Genomic DNA, 22081 nt, shown 5'->3' on the forward strand with positions numbered 1-22081 from the left:
CGCGCCGACGACGATGCAGTGGGGGCACCCCCAGCCGCGCAGCGGCGAGGGGGACGAAGCGATGAGGTGGGGGCACCTCCCGCTTGCGGGGGAGAGTGGCGCCATATGAGCTGGACCAGAGAAGGCATGGCCGCACGGGTGGCCGCGGACTTCGAGGACGGCCAGTACGTCAACCTCGGCATCGGCATGCCCACGCTGATCCCGAACCACATTCCTGACGGCGTGCACGTCGTATTGCACTCGGAGAACGGGATACTCGGCGTCGGTCCCTATCCGAGCCGCGAGGACCTCGACGCCGATCTGATCAATGCGGGCAAGGAAACGGTCACCACGCTACCGGGGGCCGCGTTCTTCGGTTCGTCGACCTCGTTCGGCATCATCCGCGGCGAGCATCTGGATGTGGCTGTGCTTGGGGCCATGCAGGTTTCGGTCACCGGCGATCTGGCCAACTGGATGATCCCCGGCAAGATGGTCAAGGGCATGGGCGGCGCCATGGACCTGGTGCACGGCGCCCGCAAGGTGATCGTGATGATGGAGCACGCCGCCAAGGACGGCAGTCCGAAGATCCTGGAACGATGCACGTTGCCGCTGACCGGCGTGGGCTGCGTGAACCGCATCGTCACCGAACTCGCGGTGATCGACGTCTGCGACGACGGCCTGCACCTGGTCGAAACCGCCCCAGACGTATCCGTCGAAGAGGTGGTCGCGAAAACCCAACCGCCCTTGGTGATTCGGGATTTGGCAGCTCAATGACGACGATCGCCCCTACGTTCGCCGACGAGCACCGTCGGCTGGTCGCCGAGCTCAACGACAAGCTGGCCGCCGCGGCGCTCGGCGGTAACGAGCGCGCGCGGGAACGTCACGTCAGCCGGGGCAAGCTGTTGCCCCGTGAACGGGTCGACCGCCTGCTCGACCCTGGCAGCCCGTTCCTCGAGCTGGCCCCGCTGGCCGCTAACGGCATGTACGGCGACGAGTCGCCGGGGGCCGGCATCATCACCGGAATCGGACGGGTATCGCAGCGCGAGTGTGTGATCGTCGCCAACGACGCAACGGTCAAGGGCGGCACGTACTACCCAATGACGGTCAAGAAGCACCTGCGCGCACAGGAAGTCGCGCTGCAAAATCGGCTGCCCTGCATCTACCTGGTCGACTCCGGCGGCGCCTTCCTGCCGAGACAAGACGAGGTGTTTCCCGATCGCGAGCACTTCGGGCGGATCTTCTACAACCAGGCGACCATGAGCGCCAAGGGAATTCCGCAGGTTGCCGCGGTGCTCGGCTCATGCACGGCCGGGGGCGCCTACGTGCCGGCGATGAGCGACGAGGCCGTCATCGTTCGCGACCAGGGCACGATCTTCCTGGGCGGACCGCCGCTGGTCAAGGCTGCTACCGGCGAGGTCGTCACGGCCGAGGAGCTCGGCGGCGGAGACCTGCATTCGCGGATATCCGGCGTCACCGATCACCTTGCCGACGACGACGAGCACGCACTGCGGATCGTCCGTTCGATCGCGGCCACGTTCGGGCCGCGTGAGCCGGCCCAGTGGGACGTGCGCCGTGGCGTCGAACCGAGGTACGCGCAGACTGAGCTCTACGACGTCGTACCCCCCGACCCACGGGTGCCCTATGACGTGCACGAAGTCGTCGTTCGGCTGGTCGACGGCGGCGAATTCAGTGAGTTCAAAGCCAACTACGGCAAGACGCTGGTGACCGCCTTCGCCCGTATCCACGGTCACCCCGTCGGCATTGTCGCCAATAACGGTGTGCTGTTCAGCGAATCCGCTTTGAAGGGTGCACATTTCATCGAGCTGTGCGACAAGCGCAGGATCCCGCTGTTGTTTTTGCAGAACATCGCCGGCTTCATGGTCGGCCGCGACTACGAGGCCGGCGGCATCGCCAAACACGGGGCCAAGATGGTCACCGCGGTGGCGTGCGCCCGGGTACCGAAGCTCACCGTGGTGATCGGCGGATCGTATGGCGCGGGCAACTATTCGATGTGCGGACGTGCCTATTCGCCCCGCTTCTTGTGGATGTGGCCGAATGCGCGGATCTCGGTGATGGGTGGTGAGCAGGCCGCGTCGGTCTTGGCTACCGTGCGTGGCGAGCAATTGTCGGCAGCCGGCAAGCCGTGGTCGCCCGACGAGGAGGAGGCGTTCAAGGCGCCCATCCGCGATCAGTACGAGGACCAGGGCAACCCCTACTATTCGACGGCCCGGCTGTGGGACGACGGCATCATCGACCCGGCCGATACCAGAACGTGTGTCGGGCTTGCCCTTTCCGTGTGCGCTCACGCGCCGCTGAAACCGGTCTCCTACGGCGTTTTCCGGATGTGACGAGATGTTCGACACCGTCTTAGTGGCCAATCGCGGCGAGATCGCGGTGCGGGTGATCCGTACCCTGCGCCGGCTGGGCATCCGGTCTGTTGCTGTCTACAGCGACCCAGACTGCGGGGCCCGTCACGTGCTCGAGGCGGACACTGCCGTCCGCTTGGGCCCCGCAGCGGCCCGCGAAAGCTACCTCAACATCGAGAAGGTGATCGGCGCCGCCACGCTTACTGGCGCTCAAGCCATCCACCCCGGCTACGGGTTCCTTTCCGAGAACGCTGATTTCGCCGCGGCCTGCGAACGGGCCGGCGTTGCCTTCCTGGGGCCGTCGGCGCGCGCGATCGAAGTGATGGGCGACAAGATCACCGCCAAAAATGCTGTCGCCGCCTTCGACGTTCCGGTGGTGCCCGGGGTGGCCAAGCCGGGACTGACCGACGACGAGCTCGTTGCCGCGGCCGACGAGGTCGGCTATCCGGTCCTGGTCAAGCCGTCCGCCGGCGGTGGCGGCAAGGGTATGCGGATGGTCGAGAACCCGGCGCGGCTTCGTGAGGCGCTCGTCAGCGCACGGCGCGAGGCGGCGTCCTCATTCGGCGACGACACGTTGTTCCTGGAACGATTCGTGTTGCGGCCCAGGCATATCGAGGTGCAGGTGCTCGCCGACACGCATGGCAACGTGCTGCATCTCGGTGAACGTGAGTGCAGCCTGCAGCGCCGTCATCAGAAGGTCATCGAAGAAGCGCCCTCGCCGCTGCTCGACCCGCAGACCCGCGCGCGGATCGGGGCAGCGGCCTGCAACACCGCCCGCAGCGTCGACTACGTCGGCGCCGGCACGGTGGAGTTCATCGTGTCCGCCGAACGCCCCGACGAGTTCTTCTTCATGGAGATGAACACCCGTCTGCAGGTGGAACATCCGGTGACCGAGGCGGTCACCGGGCTTGACCTCGTCGAGTGGCAGCTGCGGGTAGCGGCCGGCGAGAAGCTGCCGTTCGCTCAGGACGACATTCGGCTGACCGGGCACGCGATCGAGGCCCGGGTGTACGCCGAGGATCCCGGGCGGGGATTCCTGCCCACGGGAGGCCGGGTGCTGGACATATTCGAGCCGTCCGGTCCCGGAGTGCGAGTGGATTCTTCGCTCTTGGCCGCCACGGTGGTCGGCAGCGATTACGACCCCATGCTGAGCAAGGTGATCGCACACGGCGACGACCGCGAACAGGCCCTGCTGCGCCTGGACCACGCTCTCGCGCAGACGGCCGTCCTGGGCGTGCAGACCAACGTCGAGTTCCTGCGGTTTCTGCTCGATGACGACCGCGTACGAGCCGGCGACCTGGACACCGCGCTGCTGGACGAGCGACTGGCCGACTTCACACCGCTGCCCGCGCCCGACGATGTGTTCGCCGCCGGCGGCCTGTATGTGCAATGGGTCCTGGCTCGTCGCGCCACGGACAGCCTGTGGGCTGCGCCGACCGGATGGCGGGCCGGCGCCGCTACCGCCGCGGTGCGCACCGCGATGCAAACCTCATTGCGTACCGAGACGGTGTCGGTGTGGGGGCTGCCCGAAACCGCGAAGGTTCAGGTAGGCGCCGGCGAGATCCTTTCCGCGAGTGTGCAAGTCGAGCACGGAAAACTGAGCGTGACACTGGACGGGATGCGACGTGAGTACCGATGGGCCGAGGCCGATCGGCACCTCTGGATCGCCGACGAACGGGGAACCTGGCATATCCGGGAGGCCGAGGAGCAGAAGATTCATCGGGCGGTGGGCGAGCGGGCCGCCGAGGTCGTCAGTCCGATGCCCGGCAGCGTGATCGCGGTGCAGGTCAGTTCGGGCGACGAGGTGGCAGAGGGCGACGTGGTGGTGGTCGTCGAGGCAATGAAGATGGAACATTCGCTCGCGGCGCCGGTTTCGGGGCGAGTGGAGATTTTGGTGTCCGTCGGGGATCAAGTGACGGTGGACCAGGTGCTGGCCCGGCTGATCCCGGATTCAACAGAAGAGGACTGAAGGGAAATGACGACGACGATCACGGCGGGGACGCTGCCCAAGGAGTACGAGGATCTTCGGGAGACGGTCGCCGATTTCGCACGTACCGTGGTCGCGCCGGTATCGGCCAAACACGATGAGGAGCACAGCTTCCCGTACGAAGTCGTCGCGAAGATGGGTGAGATGGGCCTGTTCGGCCTGCCCTTCCCGGAAGACTACGGCGGCATGGGCGGCGACTACTTCGCATTGGCGCTCGCGCTCGAAGAGCTTGGCAAGATCGACCAATCGGTGGCGATCACGCTGGAAGCCGCGGTAGGCCTGGGCGCAATGCCAATCTACCGGTTCGGGTCTGAGGAGCAGAAGCAGCAGTGGCTGCCGGATCTGGTCGCCGGCCGGGCGCTTGCCGGTTTCGGCCTCACCGAGCCTGGAGCGGGCTCGGATGCCGGCGGCACCCGAACCACCGCCCGTCTGGAGAACGGCGAGTGGATTGTCAACGGCAGCAAGCAATTCATCACCAACTCGGGCACCGACATCACGTCGCTGGTCACCGTCACCGCCGTCACCGGCACCATCGGCGAGGGGAAGAAAGAGATCTCGGCGATCATCGTGCCCAACGGCACACCGGGATTCACCGTCGAACCGGTGTACAGCAAGGTCGGCTGGAACGCGTCGGACACCCATCCGCTGTCCTTCGCCGACGCGCGGGTGCCGGAGGAAAATCTGCTGGGCCCCCGCGGTAGCGGATACGCGAACTTCTTGTCCATTCTGGACGAGGGCCGCATCGCGATTGCGGCCCTGGCGACCGGGGCGGCGCAGGGCTGCGTCGACGAGAGCGTCAAGTACGCCAAGGAGCGCCAGTCGTTCGGCCAGCCGATCGGCTCCTATCAGGCGATCAGCTTCAAGATCGCGCGAATGGAGGCACGCGCGCATGTCGCCCGCACTGCTTACTACGATGCAGCAGCGAAGATGTTGGCGGGCAAGGCATTCAAGAAGGAGGCCGCGATCGCGAAGATGATTTCCTCGGAGGCGGCGATGGACAACGCCCGCGACGCCACCCAGATACATGGCGGCTACGGCTTCATGAACGAGTACCCGGTGGCCCGCCATTACCGCGACAGCAAGATCCTCGAGATCGGTGAGGGCACCACCGAGGTACAGCTGATGCTCATCGCACGGTCGCTGGGGCTGTCGTGACGGAAAACAAGTCAATTATCCAGCGGGGCTTGTGGTTTGAAGAGTTCGAAATCGGTACGACGTATCTGCACCGGCCCGGCCGCACGGTGACCGAGGCCGATAACGTGCTGTTCACCACGCTGACGATGAACACCCAGTCGCTGCACCTCGACGCCGCGTGGGCGGCCGAGCAGCCGGGCTTTCGCGGTGAGCGGCTGGTGAATTCGATGTTCACCCTCTCCACGCTGGTCGGGCTTTCGGTTGCACAGCTGACCCTGGGCACCATCGTCGCCAACCTCGGCTTCTCCGAAGTCTCGTTTCCCAAACCGGTGTTCCACGGCGACACGCTGTACGCGGAGACGACGTGCAGCGGCAAGCGGGAATCGAAGAGCCGGCCCGGTGAAGGCATCGTCACGTTGGAGCACACGGGCCGCAATCAGCATGGCGAAGTGGTTGCCCGCGCGGTACGGACCACGCTGGTGCAAAAGAGGCCGAGTGCGGGAGAGGCCCCATGAACCTGGGTGACTTGCGTGCCGCGGGTCCGGGTTGGCTGTTCTGCCCGGCCGACCGCCCCGAACGGTTCGCGAAGGCCGCCGCAGCCGCCGACGTCGTCATCCTCGACTTGGAGGACGGTGCGGCGCCCGCGGATAAAGCCGCCGCCCGCAAGGCATTGCGGGACACTCCGCTGGATCCTGAGCGCACCGTGGTGCGGATCAACGCGGCCGACAGCGGCGAGCAGGCCGATGATCTGGAGGCCCTGGCCGAGACCGCGTACACCACGGTGATGCTGTCGAAGACCGAATCGGCGGCCCAGGTGGTGGCGCTTGCGCCGCGCCACGTCATTGCGCTGGTGGAAACCCCTCGCGGGGTGGTCTTCGCCACCGAGATCGCCGCGGCCGAGGGCACGGTGGGAATGATGTGGGGCGCCGAGGACTTGGTCGCCACCCTGGGCGGCAGCTCCAGCCGGCAAGCCGACGGCTCCTACCGCGACGTTGCCCGCCATGCCCGGTCGACGGTCTTGCTCGCAGCGTCCGGATTCGGCCGGATCGCGCTGGACGCCGTGCATTTGGACATCCAGGACATCGAGGGTTTGCGCGCCGAGGCCGACGACGCCGTGGCGGTCGGCTTCGACGCGACGGTGTGTATTCACCCGAGTCAGATCCAGGTGGTGCGCGAAGCGTACCGGCCCAGCGACGAGAAGCTCGATTGGGCGCGGCGGGTTTTGGCGGCCGCGAAGACCGAGCGCGGGGTGTTCGCGTTCGAAGGGCGGATGGTCGACTCTCCGGTGCTCAAGCACGCCGAAACGATGCTGCGGCGGGCGGGTGAACCGGCGTCGGGCTGAAGGTTGCTAGCCGACCCGCGTTCAGCGGGCCGACAGCGCTGCCGGGGCCAACCGACCCGGTTGGTCGGATTGGTTGCGAGACGATTGCGGCGCTTCCGCTGTTCCCCCCGCTGTCTTGCGATTTGGAGCATAATGGAAAGAGCGCGCGTGTTGCGGTGAGCCGAGCGGTCAAGGACTGATCATCTGGGCGACGGCCGACTCCGGCTCGCGGCAGCTCGCGATCCGGAATTTTGCTAGGTCTTGGTCACGACCCGCCGCAGCACCCGCGCCGAAGCGAAAGATTGGGCAGTATGGCCGGAAATTCGCAGATGCCCGCGACGGTCGACCTCGAGCCGGTGCAACTCGTGGCCCCGGACGGGACGCCGACTGCCAAATGCCATTACAGCCGCGACCTTCCCGCAGAGACACTGTGCTGGCTCTACGAGATGATGGTGGTCACCCGCGAGCTCGATACCGAGTTCATCAGCCTGCAGCGTCAGGGGGAGCTGGCGCTGTACGCGCCATGCCGCGGTCAAGAAGCCGCCCAGGTCGGCGCTGCGGCGTGCCTGCGCAAGACCGACTGGCTGTTTCCGCAGTACCGCGAACTTGGTGTCTACCTCGTGCGCGGTATCCCGCCCGGACATGTCGGGGCGGCCTGGCGCGGAACCTGGCACGGCGGGCTGGAATTCACCAAGAAATGCTGCGCTCCGATATCGGTTCCGGTCGGCACCCACGCTTTGCATGCCGTCGGCGCGGCGATGGCAGCCCAGCGCCTAAGTGAAGACTCGGTCACCGTCGCCTTTATCGGCGACGGCGCCACCAGCGAGGGTGACGTGCACGAGGCGCTGAACTTCGCGGCGGTCTTCACCGCGCCGTGCGTGTTCTACGTGCAGAACAATCAGTGGGCGATCTCGGTCCCGGTATCCAGGCAGACGGCAGCACCGTCCATCGCGCACAAGGCTATTGGCTACGGGATGCCGGGTATCAGGGTCGACGGCAACGACGTGTTGGCGTGCTACGCCGTAATGGCGGAGGCCGCTGCCCGGGCCCGCGCAGGCCAGGGCCCGACGTTGATCGAAGCGGTCACCTACCGGCTCGGCCCGCACACCACCGCCGATGACCCACGGCGCTACCGAACCCAGCAGGAAGTGGAACGTTGGGCCGCACTGGATCCGATTTCGCGGTACCGCACGTATTTGCAAGGCAGGGGATTGTGGTCGGACCGTGTTGAGGAACGAGTCGCGAACCGGTCGAAGAGAATGCGTACCGAACTGCGTGACGCTGTTTTCGGCGCACCGGATTTCGACGTCGACGACGTTTTCACCACCGTATACGCCGACATCACACCTGGGTTGCAAGCGCAGCGACAACAGTTGCGCGACGAACTGGCCCGGACCGATTGAGGAGGAGCGATGACCCAACTCGCCGATCCGCCGGCCCGGCCGGACGAAAACCCTTCGGTGGCACTCGGCGCGCAGCCGCTGACCATGGTGCAGGCGCTCAACCGCGGCCTGCATGACGCCATGGCAGCCGACGACCGGGTCCTGGTGTTCGGCGAGGACGTCTCCGTCGACGGTGGAGTGTTCCGCGTGACCGAGGGCCTGGCCGAAACATTCGGTGAGAAGCGCTGTTTCGACACGCCGCTGGCCGAGTCCGCCTTGATCGGGATCGCGGTAGGGCTGGCGCTTCGCGGTTTCGTGCCGGTGCCCGAGATCCAGTTCGACGGGTTTTCCTACCCCGCTTTCGATCAAGTGGTCAGTCATCTGGCGAAGTACCGCACCCGCACCCGCGGCGAGGTCAACATGCCGGTCACCGTCCGGATACCGTCGTTCGGTGGTATCGGTGCGGCCGAACATCATTCGGATTCCACCGAGTCGTACTGGGCGCACACCGCCGGCCTCAAAGTGGTGGTCCCGTCGTGTCCGGCCGACGCCTACTGGCTGTTGCGATACGCGGTTGAGTGCCCGGACCCGGTGATGTACCTTGAACCCAAGCGTCGCTATCAGGGCCGCGGCATGGTCGACACCACCCGTCGTGAACCGCCGATCGGGCGGGCAGTGGTGCGTCGGCACGGCAACGACGTAACAGTGGTGACCTATGGCGCTCTGGTGAGCACCGCGTTGGCTACCGCGGAAGAAGCTGCACAGCAACGTGATTGGAGCCTGGAAGTCATCGATTTGCGGTCGCTGGTCCCGCTGGACTTCGACACCGTCGCCGCGTCGATCCATCGGACCGGGCGCTGCGTGGTGATGCACGAGGGGCCGCGAAGCTTGGGCTACGGCGCCGGTCTGGCAGCGCGAATCCAGGAGGAGATGTTCTACGAGCTCGAGGCGCCGGTGTTGCGTGCCTGCGGTTTCGACACTCCTTACCCGCCGGCACGACTGGAACGGTTGTGGCTGCCGGGTCCCGACCGGCTGGTGGACTGCGTCCGGCGCGCATTGGAACAGCCGTGAGCGCCGACGTGTCGCAGGAGCGGGTGAAGTCTTTCCGAGTTCCTGACCTCGGTGAGGGACTTGAAGAAGTGACGATGTCGTATTGGTATGTCGAGGTCGGTGACCACGTCGAACTCAACCAGATTCTGTGTTCGGTGGAGACGGCCAAGGCAGAGGTCGAAATACCGAGTCCCTACTGCGGCCGGATCGTCGAAAGGCGGGGCAGCGAAGGCGATGTGCTCAAAGTGGGAGCGGTTCTGGTCCGCATCGACACCGCTGCGGTAGAAGCGCTCAATGGCGAAGCTGAGACTCCGACTCTGGTGGGCTACGGAGCCAACACGAACATCGATGCCAGCCGGCGGCGTGACCGCCCGCTGGCCGCCCCGCCGGTGCGCAAGCTGGCCAAGGAGCTGTCAGTCGATCTCGCTTCCCTGCAGCGCGGTGCGGGCGATGTGATCACCCGCGCCGACGTGCTGGCCGCTGCCGATGCGTCCGGAACGGAACCAGACGTGCGACCGGTGCACGGCGTGCAGGCCCGGATGGCAGAGAAAATGGCGTTGTCCCACAGCGAGATTCCGGACGCACGCGTTAGCGTGGCGGTTGACTGCACCGGTCTGCAACAGCTGTGCGACCGGTTCCGCTCCGCCGGCCAGGAGATCACCCCTTTTGTGCTGACGCTGCGCTTACTCATTATCGCGTTGTCTCACAACATGGTTCTCAACTCGACTTGGGTCGATGCCCCTGAAGGCCCGCAGGTGCGCGTCCATCGGGCAGTGCATCTGGGTTTCGGTGTGGCCACCAACCGCGGGTTGCTCGTTCCGGTGATCACCGACGCTCAGAACAAGTCGACACGTGAATTAGCATGTCGGACTGCAGAATTGATTGCCTCAGCACGTGATGGCAGCCTGACGCCGGCTGAACTGCGAGGCTCGACGTTCACCGTGTCGAACTTCGGGGCGCTGGGCGTCGACGACGGCACGCCGGTGATCAATCACCCCGAGGCCGCGATTTTGGGCATGGGGGCGATCAAGGGGCGGCCGGTGGTGGTCGGCGGCGAGGTAGTTGCGCGGCCGGCGATGACACTGACATGCGTCTTCGATCATCGGGTGGCCGACGGCGCCCAGGCAGCCCGATTCCTGTGCGAGCTGCGCGATCTCGTCGAGTCGCCAGAGACCGCGCTGTTGGATTTGTAGCCGAACACCGAGGTGTGTGCCCCTTGCCCACCCTCGTCGTCGCGAATCTGCACACGGTGGTGCGCGATGCGCCATGCGCAGTCACCTGTACGCGATGCGGGGCTGCGATGTGAAGAGGGAGTCGAACCCTCAGCACTGCCCTTCGTGCGCCAGGAGACCGGCTTAGCCCGCCGGTCAGGGGCTCGTGCACGCCTCCGCGACAACTACCTGCGTCACCTCGTTCGTCAATCGAGCAGTTCTACCTCCCAGTTGGAGCGTTGGATTCGCACATCCAGCTCACGGAGTTCTCGAGCGACATCGTCGGCCTGTGCGCGTAGCTCGGCAACGGGCAGAGCGGACAGCATCTTCAGCTCGGAACGCAGCTGACGCGCATACCCGGGCTGGTTTGTTCCGGCGGCTGCATCTGCGGCAGCGATCAGCACCGAGTGACGCAGCCGCAGTGCGTCTCGACGGGCTAGCGCATCGGTCAGCGTGCCGTCCGCGCCGATCTCGCTCGCGGCGTTGGTGCGATTGATCCGCCTGATCAGCACTTCGTACTCGCTGAGCACGTCGCCAGCTTCGGCAAGCAGCGCGACGGCATCTTCGGCAGGGTCCTCGCCCTCCTGGAAGCGGGCATTGCTCACGATTCGACTGCGTAGTTGCTCGACCCGGCGTACCGAATCTGCCCGCAGCGCCAGCGCTTCCGCGAGCTTCATAGTCTCCACCCCCTAGTGACAATCGACCGCGGCGAATGACCGCGTTGCGGCCCGCCTGGCAGCCCGTAGCATAATGTCGCTAATTCTATTGCCTGGCAAGGCAATATTCGTCGCCTTCAGCGGCAGGCCACTCGGTCGAATGACTGCGGGTGGGCGAAAGCACGTTTGCCTTCTAGAATCCTTCAAGGCCTCACGCCAAGGCTTAGCTCTCAGGAGCTCCGGAATCGACGGGAACCACTTGTGACGACCGCGGCACAGCCGAAAGCCATCAATAGAAGGGCCGCCTACCTCAGGTTGGCGATGGTCTTGTTCGTCGCTGCGGGTGTCGCTGCGATAGGGATCGGTTTTCTTTCTCTCAATGCTCCGTCACGGGGCGACGCGTGCTCCGTGGCACACGCCGCGACACAGGACGCTGGCGGGCACGCAATGTCATGCGATCCGAAGATGCCCGGAAGCGACGAGCTGGTTTGGCAATACATGCCGGACTCGGAGTTGGAAACGCAGAACGAGCGCGGCTAGCTACCCGGCTTGGTGGCTCTTAAGACTATGCAGACTTGGCCGCCGCGCTCGGTCGAAGGGCCCCCGGCGAGCGGCCGGTGTGCTTCTTCACCAGCCGGTGCAGCGTCGCAGGATCTCCCAACCCGACCGCCGCGGCGACCTCTTCGAGCGACATCCGGGTGGTTCGCAGCAGGTGCAGCGAGCGCTCGAGGCGTACCCGCTGCACCAGTTGCAGGGGGCTGAGACCGACGGCATTGCTGGTTCGTCGTGCCAGTGTGCGCGGGCTGACGCCGCATCGGTGGGCCAACGACTCCAGCGTGTGCGATTGGTGTAAATGGCTTCGCACGAACGATTCCAGCGCGGCCACCGAGTCGTCGCGAGCCGCCAGGTGTGAGGGAATTAGAAAGCTCGCCTGCGAGGTGCGCTGATCGATGACGAGGCGACTCGCCAGTTCGTCGGCCAAGGCGGCGCCGCCAAGGTGACGCATGATCGCGAGCATCAGGTCGATGTGCGCGAACGCGCTTCCCGCCGTCCAGATCGACCCGTCACGCACCACCATCTCGTCGATGACGACGTGCGCCGCCGGCGCGACCTCCCTGAGCTCTGTGCCGAGCCACCACGTCGTGACACAGCGCCGATGATCCAGGAGACCGGCGGCGGCGAGGATGAACACGGCGGTGCACGACGCGGCGATATCGGCGCCGCGAGTATTCGCCCGCACCAGCCACCTGCCGGCCTCGGCGACGTCGTCCGCGTTGAGCCGGCTGCAGATCTCCTGCGCGGTGGCAGCGCCGAGCCCAGGCAGGACGACGACGTCGCGCGGTCTGGCGCGGGCGCATGGCTGCGCTGTGGCGAACAGCCCGCCCCGTAACGCAATTCGGTCCCCAGGGGAGACAAAGCGCAGATCGTACGTGGGTGTACCGATGATGCGGTTCGCCGCGGACACCACGTCGATGGTGGTGCCCACCGCGCTGGCGCTGGCTCCCTCGAGAACCAGAACATCGATACCAATCATGTGGCGAAGTATGCAAGAAAACTGTCATTCCTGCCACTGGTGGCCGGAGGCAGTCAGGAGGACATTTCAGTTGTCAGTCATTACTACCGAAGGAAACACCATGCCGTTGATGCGAGTAACCCTGACGCCAGGGGCATTTGACGACGCGCAGAAGGAGCGTCTGGCCATCGCCCTGACCGAGGCCGGCTGCCGTGCCGAATCGGTTCCCGATCTGCCGCAGAGCCGGATGCGCGCCTTGGTGCTCTTCCAGGAGCTGGCACCGGGAAGCTTCTATTCCGCGGGTGCTCAGGCCGATACGGCGGTGGCGGGTGTGTTCATCGATTGGCAGGTGAGTACGGGAGTCCTCGACGGGGCACGCAAGGAACGGTTCGCGCGCGAACTCCACGACGCGGCGAAGTCGGCGGTCGACGGCGACAGCGACCGGCTGGTGGTCACGTCTTGCGTCATCCACGAAGTGCCCGAGGGCCAGTGGGCTCAGAACGGGGCAATCCGCCGCCTTCCGGAAACCGTCGCGTTGGTCGGCTTTGACCACCTGGTCTCCATCGGCTGACCAGGCGCCGCCTGTGGCTCGAGTCGTCAGCGAGCGTCCCCGAATTGCCGGCCAGACGGCCCTTTTGCCGTACAAATGCGGACGGTCGCGCCGCAAACAATTGGACCCAGCCCATCCGGGCTGGGTCCAATCGTGGGTTGGCGGATTAGCGGCAGGGGCCCCAGTACCAGTAGATCGGCACACCGTTGCGGTCGTAGACCTGGCAGTACACCGCCTTGGGGGCGTTGTCCGTCGGGGCGGCGTTTGCCACGCTGCTCAATCCGAGAGCCGACAGGCCGAGAGCCGAGGCGATCAGGCCCGAGCCGACTGCGGTGCGAACGATGGTGCGGATGCGGTTGTTGTTCATGTTGTTTCACTCCTTGGGAGTCGTGGGTTGATGTACTGAAACAAACAATTGCGACAGCCCCTTGGCGCATCCTTGACAAATCCTTAAGGCATCGAGCCGTCTGACGGACGAGCTCGTCTCTGTGCCCTCCGGCCGGCGCTCAAGACTCCTGTCGCACGCGTTCCAAGAATCTTTCAAGAATCCGTCAACGCGTCCGGCGGACGCTTTTATCACGCATCCGTCACGGATCGGCCTCAAGGAGGACGCAATGTTGCGAGTTCACGACTTCACCCACTTCGGCACCCTCAACCGCGTCGCCGCGCCGGAACCGCCCTCCGCTGCCCTTGCCGGTGCTGCGTGGACGCAACTCACCGCCGACCCGCACTTCGTCGAGATCGATCCCGCCGAAATGGGCTATCGCACCGCGCCCAGGGGCTTCGCCAGTGGGAAGGTCCGAGGGGACCGGCGTGAGCGCGGGACAGCATTTTCAACTTTCTCGATGGCCGCTGTCGGGCGCGCACTTCATCGGCTCGGCGCAGGCAGGCAACACTTTGCCGGTGCGTGATTCGAGGACCCAAGCCTAGGGTGCCGTGTGGCCCATGGGGCTCATGGGTCGCATGATGCGTTGGCGGCTAGCGAAGTTCGCTGAGCGGTCGCGTCGCAGCCGGCGGCGGGCGAGGATTGTTCGCATCGCGTCTACCTGCGCCACCCACGGCGCAGCGCAAGGGAACCTGGGAAGCCCATGATCAAACGAGGGTTGGTTGCGATCGGAGTCGGCATGGCGTTGGCAGCAGCGCCGCCGGCGCACGCCGACGACGACTGGATCGCGATGGCGATCTCGGACTCAACAGGGCAAATCAAGGTCACTTACAACGGAAACAGTGAAGCCTCTGCCCAGCAGACGGCGATGCAGGCGTGTCGCAAGACCATCAGCGACTGTCGACTTTTGGCGAGCGGGCAGGGCGGATGCGTCGCGATCGCGCTAAACGCGGCCAACAGCAAATACTACGGGGGATGGGGTGCGACTCGCGTTGACGCGGAGGCCGCAGCATTGGCGAATGCCCGCGGGGGAAAAGTCCTGCAGGACCACACGCACTGCCAAGGCGATCCGGCGAACCAGTGACCACCGCTGGACCAGGTGCTAGACGAGGCGCGTGCCGCGGATACGGCCTTTGCTCAGCGAATTCTCAGCATATTCTTCGACCCCACATAGGTCGGCTCATAGGACCTACACAGTCGCTGGCCTCAACATAAGTGTCATGACGAGTGAGTCGCTTCGCGCCAACCCGATCGCCAAAGACCTGATCGCCACCGTGAACTCCTACGGCATGGCGGAGATCCCCAGCGATCTGCTGGCCAGCCTGGAGGAGATCGCCGTCGACCTAGCCGTGGAAGACGGCACCGCCTGGTGGGTACGGTCGACCGCCTCCTACCTGCCCACACGCCTGGCAAGCTGACGGCTTAACCACCCGTGCCGCCCAGTGCTGCGGCCTGGGACTCACCACTTTTAACCTGAGTGACCACGCGAAGACGACTGCCCTGACCGCACGCACGGTTCCCCATGGGTCGCGACGCGCGTCCCGGAAAATGCCGCTACGATGAGCCTCACAAAGCGTCGGGGTCATCGCTTCGGGCAAACTCGCCGGCTGTGCGGCGGAGAAAATTCTGCACGTACGCTCCAATCGACAATCCAACGACGGCGGTATATGCGCTTGGAGACGTAGGAGCCACAGATCGCATGGTGACGAACGGCGGCCTTCAGGGCGACCGAGAGCCATCTTCTCCGCAAGAGCGCAAGACGATGCTCGACCAGGCAATTGCCGGTTTTGTCGGCGAGGGTGGACGCTTGGTGGATCGCGGTGAATTCACCGCTGTCGTGCTGGTGGGCAGGCCGGTCAATCACGTCTTGCACTTGGTGTTGACCATCTGCTCTCTCTTGTGTTGCGGCGTATGGGCGCCGGTGTGGCTGTTCATCTCGGCGATTGGTGGCGAGCGTCGCCAAACTTTGACTGTCGACGAGTACGGCCAACTCACCCAGCGGCGGGAACCGCTCGAGACGTATCGCAAAGTGCTGATCGGCATTGCCGCGACGCTATTTGTGCTGTGGTTTGTCGGCACGATCATCGTGGCCTCAACGATTTGCGTTGGCGCAGTATGTGGCCATAGCGAAAATTGACTATCGACTTCAGCATCTATCGCACTGGCCCTGTCAGCCCACTGGGGAATTGGTCAAATCGCGTAAAGGCAACGCGATTCCATCCAAAACATCCTCGCCCAAAAGGATGGCCAGAGAATGTGCCAGCCGGCAGGCTCCGCATCGGTGTGACCCCCGTTCGTACGGGGCGATACGCAAATTAGGCAAAAGTACAAATAATCCCTGGCGCTCATCCAATACTGATGCCATGACTTCACCCGCGCCGGTGCTCACGGTTCACTCCGACTTTGCGCAACACAGTTTCGCGACAGGCGACGATTTGATCGTTGGCAGCGACGTCCGCGCCGACATGCGCGTCGCTCATCCGCTGGTCTCCCGCGCACACCTCCTGCTGCGCTTCGATCAGGGCAAGTGGACAGCGATTGACAACGCTTCCAAGAACGGGATGTTCGTCAACGGTCGTCGCATGCCGGCAGTCGACATCCGCGACGGCCAGACCATCAACCTCGCCAAGCCCGACGGGCCACGGCTGAGCTTTGAGGTCGGACACCACCGAGGCGCGGTAGGCCACCTACCGCCGACTGCGGTTGCGGCTCCCGTCATCAATCCGCGCGCCGCCGCAAGGCCGCCGGCCGCCGCATCGGAAGGCGCCGTCCGGTCATCTTCCAGGCGACGGCAGCCCGCGGCGCGGCAGACGTCGACTGGCCCCCTGCCGGCAGCGGAGCCGAGCAACTCGATGCAGCCAACCCAGGTGGCGGCGCCGGCGGTCGCGGATGGGGCAGCCGGAGACGGTTCGACCGCCGTGCCACCGCAAGGCGAGACCGTCAAGATTCCCACCACTCAGGTCCCACCGCCGGACGGAGAGGGACGCACGTCCGCTGCGACGATCGGTCGGGCCCTCGACAACGACATCGTCATTCCGGACGTCTTGGCGTCCCGTTATCACGCGTCCCTCAAACCGACGTCCATCGGCGTTGAGATCCGGGATAAGCACACCGCCAATGGGACGTTCGTCAATGGGACCCGCGTCGGCTCCGCGCTGCTCACCGAGGGCGATGTCGTCACCATCGGCAACGTCGACTTGGTTTTCACCGGTGGTGTGCTGGTACGCCAGACGGAAGCGGCGGCGCGCACCGGCGGGTTGGAGGTGCGCGACGTCAACTTCGAAATCGAGGGCAAGCGGCTGCTCGAGAACGTCGCACTGACCGCCAGGCCGGGCACGCTGACCGCGCTCATCGGCGGGTCGGGTGCGGGCAAGACCACGCTGGCCCGGCTGATCTCGGGATCCACCAGCCCCACCTCGGGCTCGGTCACCTTCGAGGGTCACAACATCCACGAGCAGTACGCGTCGCTGCGCAGCAGAATCGGGATGGTCCCCCAGGACGACGTCGTGCATCGGCAGCTGACCGTGAACCAGGCGCTGGGCTACGCCGCGGAGCTGCGGCTGCCGCCGGACAGCAGCAAGGAAGACCGCGCGCAAGTCGTGGCCCAGGTCATCGAAGAACTCGGGCTGACCAAGCACGCGGACACCCGCGTCGACAAGCTGTCCGGAGGCCAACGCAAGCGGGCCTCGGTGGCGCTGGAGCTGTTAACCGGACCGTCGCTGCTGATACTCGACGAGCCGACTTCGGGCTTGGACCCGGCGCTGGACCTTCAAGTCATGAAGATGCTGCGCCAGCTCGCCGACGCCGGTCGGGTGGTGCTGGTGGTGACACACTCGCTGAGCTACCTCAGCCTCTGTGATCAGGTGCTGCTGATGGCGCCCGGCGGCAAGACGGCATACTGCGGCTCGCCGAAAGATATCGGTGAAGCGATGGGAACCACCGATTGGGCCGAAATCTTCAGCAGCGTGGGTGCGGATCCCGAGGAGGCCAATCGCCGCTTCCTGGCTCAGGCCAAGCCACTCCCGCCCGTGCCCGCCGGGGCGAAGCCGGCCGACCTGGGCGAACCGGCACACACCAGCGTGCGGAAGCAGTTCTCCACGATCGCTCGCCGTCAGGTTCGGCTGATCGTCGCCGACCGCGCGTACTTCATATTCTTGGCCCTGCTTCCGCTCGTGATGGGGTTGCTCTCGCTGACCGTCCCCGGCTCCGGCAGGACCGGTTTCGAGATTGCCAACCCAAGAGGTGCGGTGCCGACCAAACCTATGACACTGTTGACGCTCCTCATCGTGGGTGCCGTGTTTATGGGTACCGCGCTGACGATTCGCGACCTCATCGGCGAGCGCCCTATCTTCCGCCGAGAACAGGCGGTCGGCCTGTCCACCACGGCCTACCTGGGAGCCAAGATCGCCGTATTCTGCGTGTTCGCGATCGTCCAGTCGGTGATCCTGACCACCATCACGATCATGGGTAACGGCGCGCCAACTCGGCCGGCGGTGATGCTCGGTAACGCCACATTCGAGCTCTACGTCACCGTCGCGGCAGTTTGTGTGGCGGCGGCGATATTCGGCTTGGTGTTTTCGTCGTTGGCGCGCTCCAACGAGCAGATCATGCCGCTGCTAGTGGTGTCGCTGATGGCGCAGTTGGTGTTCTGCGGTGGCATGGTGCCAGTGACCGGCCGGTTCTTTCTTGACCAGCTGTCCTGGACGATGCCCTCGCGGTGGGGATATGCGGCGTCGGCGTCCACCGTCGACCTCTGGACGCTGATGCCCGGTCCGCTCGGTTCGAAGGACAGCCACTGGCTGCACAAGCCGGGCAAGTGGCTATTCGATATGGGCATGCTCGTGCTGTTGTCTGTGATTTACGCCGGCATCGTGTGGTGGCGGACGCGGCTCAAAAAGCACTGATGGCCCCAGCGCATGACTTGAAAGCCTTGTGCCATAACGCAATTCGCTATGGGCCAAGGCCGCCGTCAGGTGTTTGCGAAACAGCTGTCCTGGTTGCCGCCGCTACTTGCGGGAATGGTGGCGTTGCTGCTCGAGAAGGTCGCTTCAATGCCGCTGTCGGTGACTTTGACTCCGTCGGCATGTATGCCCAGCGGATAATTCTTGGTCGCCTTCGAGGTGAGGTCGTCCAGTTTTTTCTGGACGCTATCGGTCGACATTTTGGACCCCAACGCGCGCAAGCTGACCACTTGCAGCGATAAGCCGTTGTTGACGATCTGCGGCTTGACTGTGGCACTGTCGAGCAGGCCTTTCAGCGAAACCGTGCCTTCGCTGGGGTTGGTGGTCACCTCGCCGGTGACAAAACTGCCGATTACCGGCACTGCGCTCTGAATCGACTCCTTGATCCCAACTGTCGACCAGGTGATGGTTCCATTCAACGACCCGATGGTGCCCGAGGAGTTGCTGGTCTTGTTTATCCGGATATCCCGAATATCGATGCTGATCTTCATTCCCTTGGCGTCGCGGATCTGGTTACCCGCGGTCTGGACGGAGACGCCGGTGTAGTGCTGGGTGGCGTACTGCCACAGGACCGGCGGCGTCGCGGCAAAGGAGACGTTTGCGGTGTCCTGTACCTCGCACGCCACTGCCTTCGCCACCCTGTTGCCGGCCTCGTGGCGCGCGTATAGCTCGGCGCCGATCAGGGCGGCGGCCACAACGGCTACCACTATGCCGAGGATCAGGGCAATACGCGATTTCCGGTTGCGCGGAAAGCGGCGCTTGCCCGTCGCCGGTGTGTTCTGCGATGGTGCCGGCGCGGACAGGTTGGTAGTGGCCGGTTCCGGCTGCTGCGGCGCGAGACCGGGCTGGCGCACCTGCGGGCTCCGCGAAAACTCGGGCTGTTGCGGGGGCCGACCCGGTGGTTGCGGGGGTCGGCCCGGTGGTTGTGGGGGACGACCCGGCGGGGGACCGGGCTGTTCGAGTCGAGGCACCTTGCGAGTAGGTGCATCCGGTGAACCGCCGAACACGGGCAGTTGGCGAGTCTCTGATTCGGACAGCGGCGTAGGACCCTGAGGCCGCGGGGGCACAGCTCGCCTGCCGGGGCCACCCGGAACAGGTGGACGAGCCCCTTCCGACGGGTCGCCGCCCGAAGGCGCTTGCGGATTCGTCATCAGCGCGATTGTTCCTCATTAGCTGCAGGAAGTCGAAGAGTACATCGGTGCACCAATCCTGTGAGGCAAAGCTGACACGGTTGCTTGAGGCCGCCGTCCGCAGTAGATGACGCGCAGTCAAATCTCCGTCGACGCAGATGGCCAAGAGGTGCCGGGCGGCCTTCCACGATCGAGGCATTGGTGTCGAATAAGAAAAAGCCGAAATACCGTCGCGCACAAGTTGACTGGTTTCCTCTGGCCACCGAGGAATCGGACATTGTCACCATTGCGCGGATGAGTAGAGATCGAAAGAACGACGACGGCGCAAGCCGATTATCGTCCGGGTCGTTGGACGATTGCCCGTCGTGCCTGGCCTGTGGAATTAAGATGTGAGGCAATCGTGGAGCACTTTCATATTGATCAGTGGGCGAACGGGATACCGGTGAGTGCAGAAACCCAGATGCGCGAACTGACGGAGATGCCGCCGACATCTACGTCTCGCTGGAATTGGTCCTTAGCCGACCGCAATCTCGACCCGCTGATCGCGTCTCGCGCAAAGTTCGAATACATCGCACCCTGCCACTTGGCCCGGAGCTAGCGTGTTGTGCAGGAACCGCACCCAGTGAGCGCCATACGGCAGCCCTCCCAAGAGAGCGCGGCTGATGCGCGAGCCGCGCTCCGCAGTGTTCCGATACTCGCTGATGTCGATGACGAACAACTCGATCAACTTTCCCGCGTCATCGACCGCCTTCACATCCCCGCCAACGAGTGGCTCTTTCGTTTTGGAGATCCATCGGACGCCATCTACGTGATTGCTTCCGGACGGTTCGCGGCTGTTGGTGTCGATGGCCGTGTGATTCGGGAGATGGCATCGGGGGACTCGATTGGCGACCTGGGTGTGATCGAGGACGCTCCTCGCTCCGCCGGCGTACGGGCTCTTCGGGACGGCGTCGTATGGAGGATCGGCGCCGACACGTTCAGCGAGGTACTCGCGAAGGCCCCCCGACTGCAGTCGGTGATGCTGCGCGCGATGGCGCGGATGCTGCGCGAGTCCCAGTCTGCGCAGGTGTCTCAGCGTCCCCGGGTCATTGGCTTGCTGTCGACCGGGGACGCTGCGGCAGGACTGATTGTTGACGGAATCGTGACACGACTGGGTCCCCACGGTCGGACTGCTGTGGTCGCTCCGCCCGTCGAGACTATTGCTGAAATCAGTAACTACGGCGAGTTCGTCGACGGGTTCAACGAAATCCTCGATCGAGCAGAGCGAAGCAACGATTGGGTTTTAATGGTCGCCGACCGGGGCTCAGGCGATCTCTGGCGAAGATATGTTGCCGCGCAATGTGACCGACTCGTAGTCCTTGTGGCTCAATAGCATCCACCGGAGGCCTTCGATTTACCTGTCGTCCAGGGGCGGCCTGTCCACCTGGTCACGTGCACGGTAGACCCGGACCCAAGTTGGTGGGATTTGCTACAGCCGGTCTCACATCACGCCGCCGACGCCGATGGCATCGGTGCCCTGGCCCGCAGAATCGCGGGCCGATCCCTGGGTTTGGTCTTGGCGGGTGGTGGAGCCAGGGGACTCGCACATTTCGGTGTCTACGAAGAGCTAACCCGCGCAGGCGTCGTCATCGATCGGTTCGGCGGAACGAGTGCTGGTGCTATCGCCGCCGCGGTCTTCGCGCTGGGGTTGGACGCCCGAGAGGCGATAGCCGCGGCGCGACAGTACATGACGCGCGGCAACCTGCTCGACTACACGATCCCGGCGGTAGCGTTCACGCGGGGAGGACGCGTCGATCGGCTGGTGGAAAACTTCTTCGGCGACACTTTGATCGAGCATCTGTCCAGAGGATTCTTCTCCGTCTGCGCGGACATGGTCACCGGCGATCAGATCGTCCACCGACGCGGTCGCCTGTCGATCGCGGTGCGCGCATCGATGTCAATCCCCGGTCTGATCCCGCCGCTGCAACATGGCGAGCAGATGCTCGTCGACGGTGGACTGTTGAACAATCTCCCGGCCGACGTGATGTGCGCTGATCCGGACGGTGACGTCGTCTGCGTAGATCTACGCCGGAAGTTCTTGCCGTCGAAAAGATTTGGTTCGCTGCCGCAAGCCGGGCCGCTGCCGGGGCTGGTCCGACGGCTGGTAACCGGGTCGGACGTCGTCCTCCCCTCGCTGCAGGAGACGTTGCTTCGCACCGTCAGCCTTACTGCCGCCGGCGGGAACCTGCGCGCACTTCCCCAGGTCGTGGCCGTGATCAAGCCGAATGTCACGGAAATTGCGGCGTTGGACTTCAAGAAGATTGATGCCGCCCTAGAGGCGGGCCGGATCGCGGCGCGGGCGGTCCTCGAGGCAAACCCGACGCTGATTTGCTGAGTCACGATGGGCTTTCTCGGCGGCCTGCGACACCGGCAAACCATCCGCAATCACCGCCATCACCGCTTGATACCCCGGCTCA

The 22081-nt window shown here is 64.8% G+C and carries 21 protein-coding genes; 17 read left to right on the forward strand and 4 right to left on the reverse strand.

Annotation, left to right across the window (positions count from 1 at the left end; genetic code table 11):
* Positions 1-105: 105 nt before the first annotated feature.
* The 9 genes from A5791_RS00360 to A5791_RS00400 all read left to right on the forward strand — a co-directional run bounded on the left by A5791_RS00360 (position 106) and on the right by A5791_RS00400 (position 10412).
* Complete coding sequence (locus A5791_RS00360) at positions 106-753, forward strand: CoA transferase subunit B (RefSeq protein ID WP_067229121.1); 648 nt, start codon at positions 106-108, stop codon at positions 751-753.
* Positions 750-2327 carry a carboxyl transferase domain-containing protein gene (locus A5791_RS00365; protein WP_067229124.1) on the forward strand — a complete coding sequence of 526 codons (1578 nt, stop codon included), beginning with the start codon at positions 750-752 and terminating at the stop codon, positions 2325-2327. Before A5791_RS00360 ends, A5791_RS00365 begins: the two co-directional genes overlap by 4 nt.
* A 4-nt stretch (positions 2328-2331) precedes the next feature.
* Positions 2332-4314, forward strand: a complete 1983-nt coding sequence (locus tag A5791_RS00370) for an acetyl/propionyl/methylcrotonyl-CoA carboxylase subunit alpha (protein ID WP_067229128.1) — start codon at positions 2332-2334, stop codon at positions 4312-4314.
* Between the two features lie 6 nt (positions 4315-4320).
* Positions 4321-5487, forward strand: coding sequence for an acyl-CoA dehydrogenase family protein (locus tag A5791_RS00375; protein WP_067229131.1), 1167 nt, complete (start codon positions 4321-4323; stop codon positions 5485-5487).
* Positions 5484-5981, forward strand: coding sequence for a MaoC family dehydratase (locus tag A5791_RS00380; protein ID WP_067229134.1), 498 nt, complete (start codon positions 5484-5486; stop codon positions 5979-5981). Before A5791_RS00375 ends, A5791_RS00380 begins: the two co-directional genes overlap by 4 nt.
* Positions 5978-6808, forward strand: a complete 831-nt coding sequence (locus A5791_RS00385) for a CoA ester lyase (protein WP_067229137.1) — start codon at positions 5978-5980, stop codon at positions 6806-6808. Before A5791_RS00380 ends, A5791_RS00385 begins: the two co-directional genes overlap by 4 nt.
* Positions 6809-7098: 290 nt before the next feature.
* Entirely contained in the window at positions 7099-8190 is a 1092-nt protein-coding gene (pdhA, locus tag A5791_RS00390) for a pyruvate dehydrogenase (acetyl-transferring) E1 component subunit alpha (protein WP_067229140.1), read from the forward strand.
* A gap of 9 nt (positions 8191-8199) precedes the next feature.
* Positions 8200-9240 (forward strand): 3-methyl-2-oxobutanoate dehydrogenase subunit beta, encoded by a 1041-nt coding sequence (gene bkdB / locus A5791_RS00395; protein ID WP_067229144.1) that lies wholly within the window; start codon positions 8200-8202, stop codon positions 9238-9240.
* Positions 9241-9248: 8 nt separating this feature from the next.
* On the forward strand, positions 9249-10412 hold the full coding sequence (locus A5791_RS00400) for a dihydrolipoamide acetyltransferase family protein (RefSeq protein WP_082966660.1): 1164 nt from the start codon (positions 9249-9251) through the stop codon (positions 10410-10412).
* 224 nt (positions 10413-10636) lie between these two features.
* Here A5791_RS00400 and A5791_RS00405 read toward each other — a convergent pair whose 3' ends face one another.
* Positions 10637-11107, reverse strand: a complete 471-nt coding sequence (locus A5791_RS00405) for a DIP1984 family protein (RefSeq protein ID WP_067229152.1) — start codon at positions 11105-11107, stop codon at positions 10637-10639.
* A gap of 544 nt (positions 11108-11651) precedes the next feature.
* Positions 11652-12620, reverse strand: coding sequence for a GlxA family transcriptional regulator (locus A5791_RS00415; RefSeq protein WP_067229155.1), 969 nt, complete (start codon positions 12618-12620; stop codon positions 11652-11654).
* Between the two features lie 109 nt (positions 12621-12729).
* Between A5791_RS00415 and A5791_RS00420 the strand changes: the two genes are divergently transcribed.
* Positions 12730-13170, forward strand: coding sequence for a hypothetical protein (locus tag A5791_RS00420; protein WP_156660920.1), 441 nt, complete (start codon positions 12730-12732; stop codon positions 13168-13170).
* A 145-nt stretch (positions 13171-13315) separates the two neighbouring features.
* Here A5791_RS00420 and A5791_RS00425 read toward each other — a convergent pair whose 3' ends face one another.
* Entirely contained in the window at positions 13316-13516 is a 201-nt protein-coding gene (locus tag A5791_RS00425) for a hypothetical protein (protein ID WP_067229162.1), read from the reverse strand.
* Between the two features lie 247 nt (positions 13517-13763).
* Between A5791_RS00425 and A5791_RS00430 the strand changes: the two genes are divergently transcribed.
* From A5791_RS00430 to A5791_RS00450, 5 genes are all read left to right on the forward strand, one after another.
* Positions 13764-14060, forward strand: a complete 297-nt coding sequence (locus tag A5791_RS00430) for a hypothetical protein (RefSeq protein WP_067229167.1) — start codon at positions 13764-13766, stop codon at positions 14058-14060.
* Between the two features lie 177 nt (positions 14061-14237).
* On the forward strand, positions 14238-14618 hold the full coding sequence (locus tag A5791_RS00435) for a DUF4189 domain-containing protein (protein ID WP_067229170.1): 381 nt from the start codon (positions 14238-14240) through the stop codon (positions 14616-14618).
* Between the two features lie 136 nt (positions 14619-14754).
* Positions 14755-14952 (forward strand): hypothetical protein, encoded by a 198-nt coding sequence (locus A5791_RS00440; RefSeq protein ID WP_067229174.1) that lies wholly within the window; start codon positions 14755-14757, stop codon positions 14950-14952.
* Positions 14953-15233: 281 nt separating this feature from the next.
* Positions 15234-15671 (forward strand): hypothetical protein, encoded by a 438-nt coding sequence (locus A5791_RS00445; protein WP_067229177.1) that lies wholly within the window; start codon positions 15234-15236, stop codon positions 15669-15671.
* Positions 15672-15897: 226 nt separating this feature from the next.
* A complete protein-coding gene (locus A5791_RS00450) occupies positions 15898-18438 on the forward strand; it encodes an ATP-binding cassette domain-containing protein (RefSeq protein ID WP_067229181.1) in 2541 nt (846 codons plus the stop codon).
* A 65-nt stretch (positions 18439-18503) separates the two neighbouring features.
* On the opposite strand, the gene A5791_RS00455 is transcribed toward A5791_RS00450, so the two are convergent.
* Complete coding sequence (locus A5791_RS00455) at positions 18504-19349, reverse strand: LmeA family phospholipid-binding protein (protein ID WP_067229184.1); 846 nt, start codon at positions 19347-19349, stop codon at positions 18504-18506.
* 898 nt (positions 19350-20247) lie between these two features.
* Between A5791_RS00455 and A5791_RS26950 the strand changes: the two genes are divergently transcribed.
* Both A5791_RS26950 and A5791_RS26955 read left to right on the forward strand, forming a co-directional pair.
* Positions 20248-20997: a cyclic nucleotide-binding domain-containing protein gene (locus A5791_RS26950; RefSeq protein ID WP_231995753.1), complete on the forward strand. Its 750-nt coding sequence runs from the start codon at positions 20248-20250 to the stop codon at positions 20995-20997.
* Between the two features lie 93 nt (positions 20998-21090).
* Positions 21091-21999 (forward strand): patatin-like phospholipase family protein, encoded by a 909-nt coding sequence (locus tag A5791_RS26955; protein WP_231995754.1) that lies wholly within the window; start codon positions 21091-21093, stop codon positions 21997-21999.
* Positions 22000-22081 lie beyond the last annotated feature (82 nt).

The organism is Mycobacterium sp. 852002-51163_SCH5372311, assembly GCF_001667115.1.
In the GTDB taxonomy this organism is placed as follows: domain Bacteria; phylum Actinomycetota; class Actinomycetes; order Mycobacteriales; family Mycobacteriaceae; genus Mycobacterium.

Excerpts from the sequence above, each read along its gene's own strand:
- A5791_RS00445 (WP_067229177.1), top strand. The coding sequence starts at position 15,234 with ATGGTGACGAACGGCGGCCTTCAGGGCGACCGAGAGCCATCTTCTCCG.
- A5791_RS00415 (WP_067229155.1), bottom strand. The coding sequence starts at position 12,620 with ATGATTGGTATCGATGTTCTGGTTCTCGAGGGAGCCAGCGCCAGCGCG.
- A5791_RS00425 (WP_067229162.1), bottom strand. The coding sequence starts at position 13,516 with ATGAACAACAACCGCATCCGCACCATCGTTCGCACCGCAGTCGGCTCG.
- A5791_RS00385 (WP_067229137.1), top strand. The coding sequence starts at position 5,978 with ATGAACCTGGGTGACTTGCGTGCCGCGGGTCCGGGTTGGCTGTTCTGC.
- A5791_RS00360 (WP_067229121.1), top strand. The coding sequence starts at position 106 with ATGAGCTGGACCAGAGAAGGCATGGCCGCACGGGTGGCCGCGGACTTC.
- A5791_RS00440 (WP_067229174.1), top strand. The coding sequence starts at position 14,755 with ATGACGAGTGAGTCGCTTCGCGCCAACCCGATCGCCAAAGACCTGATC.
- A5791_RS00435 (WP_067229170.1), top strand. The coding sequence starts at position 14,238 with ATGATCAAACGAGGGTTGGTTGCGATCGGAGTCGGCATGGCGTTGGCA.
- A5791_RS00370 (WP_067229128.1), top strand. The coding sequence starts at position 2,332 with ATGTTCGACACCGTCTTAGTGGCCAATCGCGGCGAGATCGCGGTGCGG.
- A5791_RS00375 (WP_067229131.1), top strand. The coding sequence starts at position 4,321 with ATGACGACGACGATCACGGCGGGGACGCTGCCCAAGGAGTACGAGGAT.
- pdhA (WP_067229140.1), top strand. The coding sequence starts at position 7,099 with ATGGCCGGAAATTCGCAGATGCCCGCGACGGTCGACCTCGAGCCGGTG.
- A5791_RS00430 (WP_067229167.1), top strand. The coding sequence starts at position 13,764 with ATGTTGCGAGTTCACGACTTCACCCACTTCGGCACCCTCAACCGCGTC.
- bkdB (WP_067229144.1), top strand. The coding sequence starts at position 8,200 with ATGACCCAACTCGCCGATCCGCCGGCCCGGCCGGACGAAAACCCTTCG.
- A5791_RS00450 (WP_067229181.1), top strand. The coding sequence starts at position 15,898 with ATGACTTCACCCGCGCCGGTGCTCACGGTTCACTCCGACTTTGCGCAA.
- A5791_RS00365 (WP_067229124.1), top strand. The coding sequence starts at position 750 with ATGACGACGATCGCCCCTACGTTCGCCGACGAGCACCGTCGGCTGGTC.
- A5791_RS00420 (WP_156660920.1), top strand. The coding sequence starts at position 12,730 with ATGCGAGTAACCCTGACGCCAGGGGCATTTGACGACGCGCAGAAGGAG.
- A5791_RS00405 (WP_067229152.1), bottom strand. The coding sequence starts at position 11,107 with ATGAAGCTCGCGGAAGCGCTGGCGCTGCGGGCAGATTCGGTACGCCGG.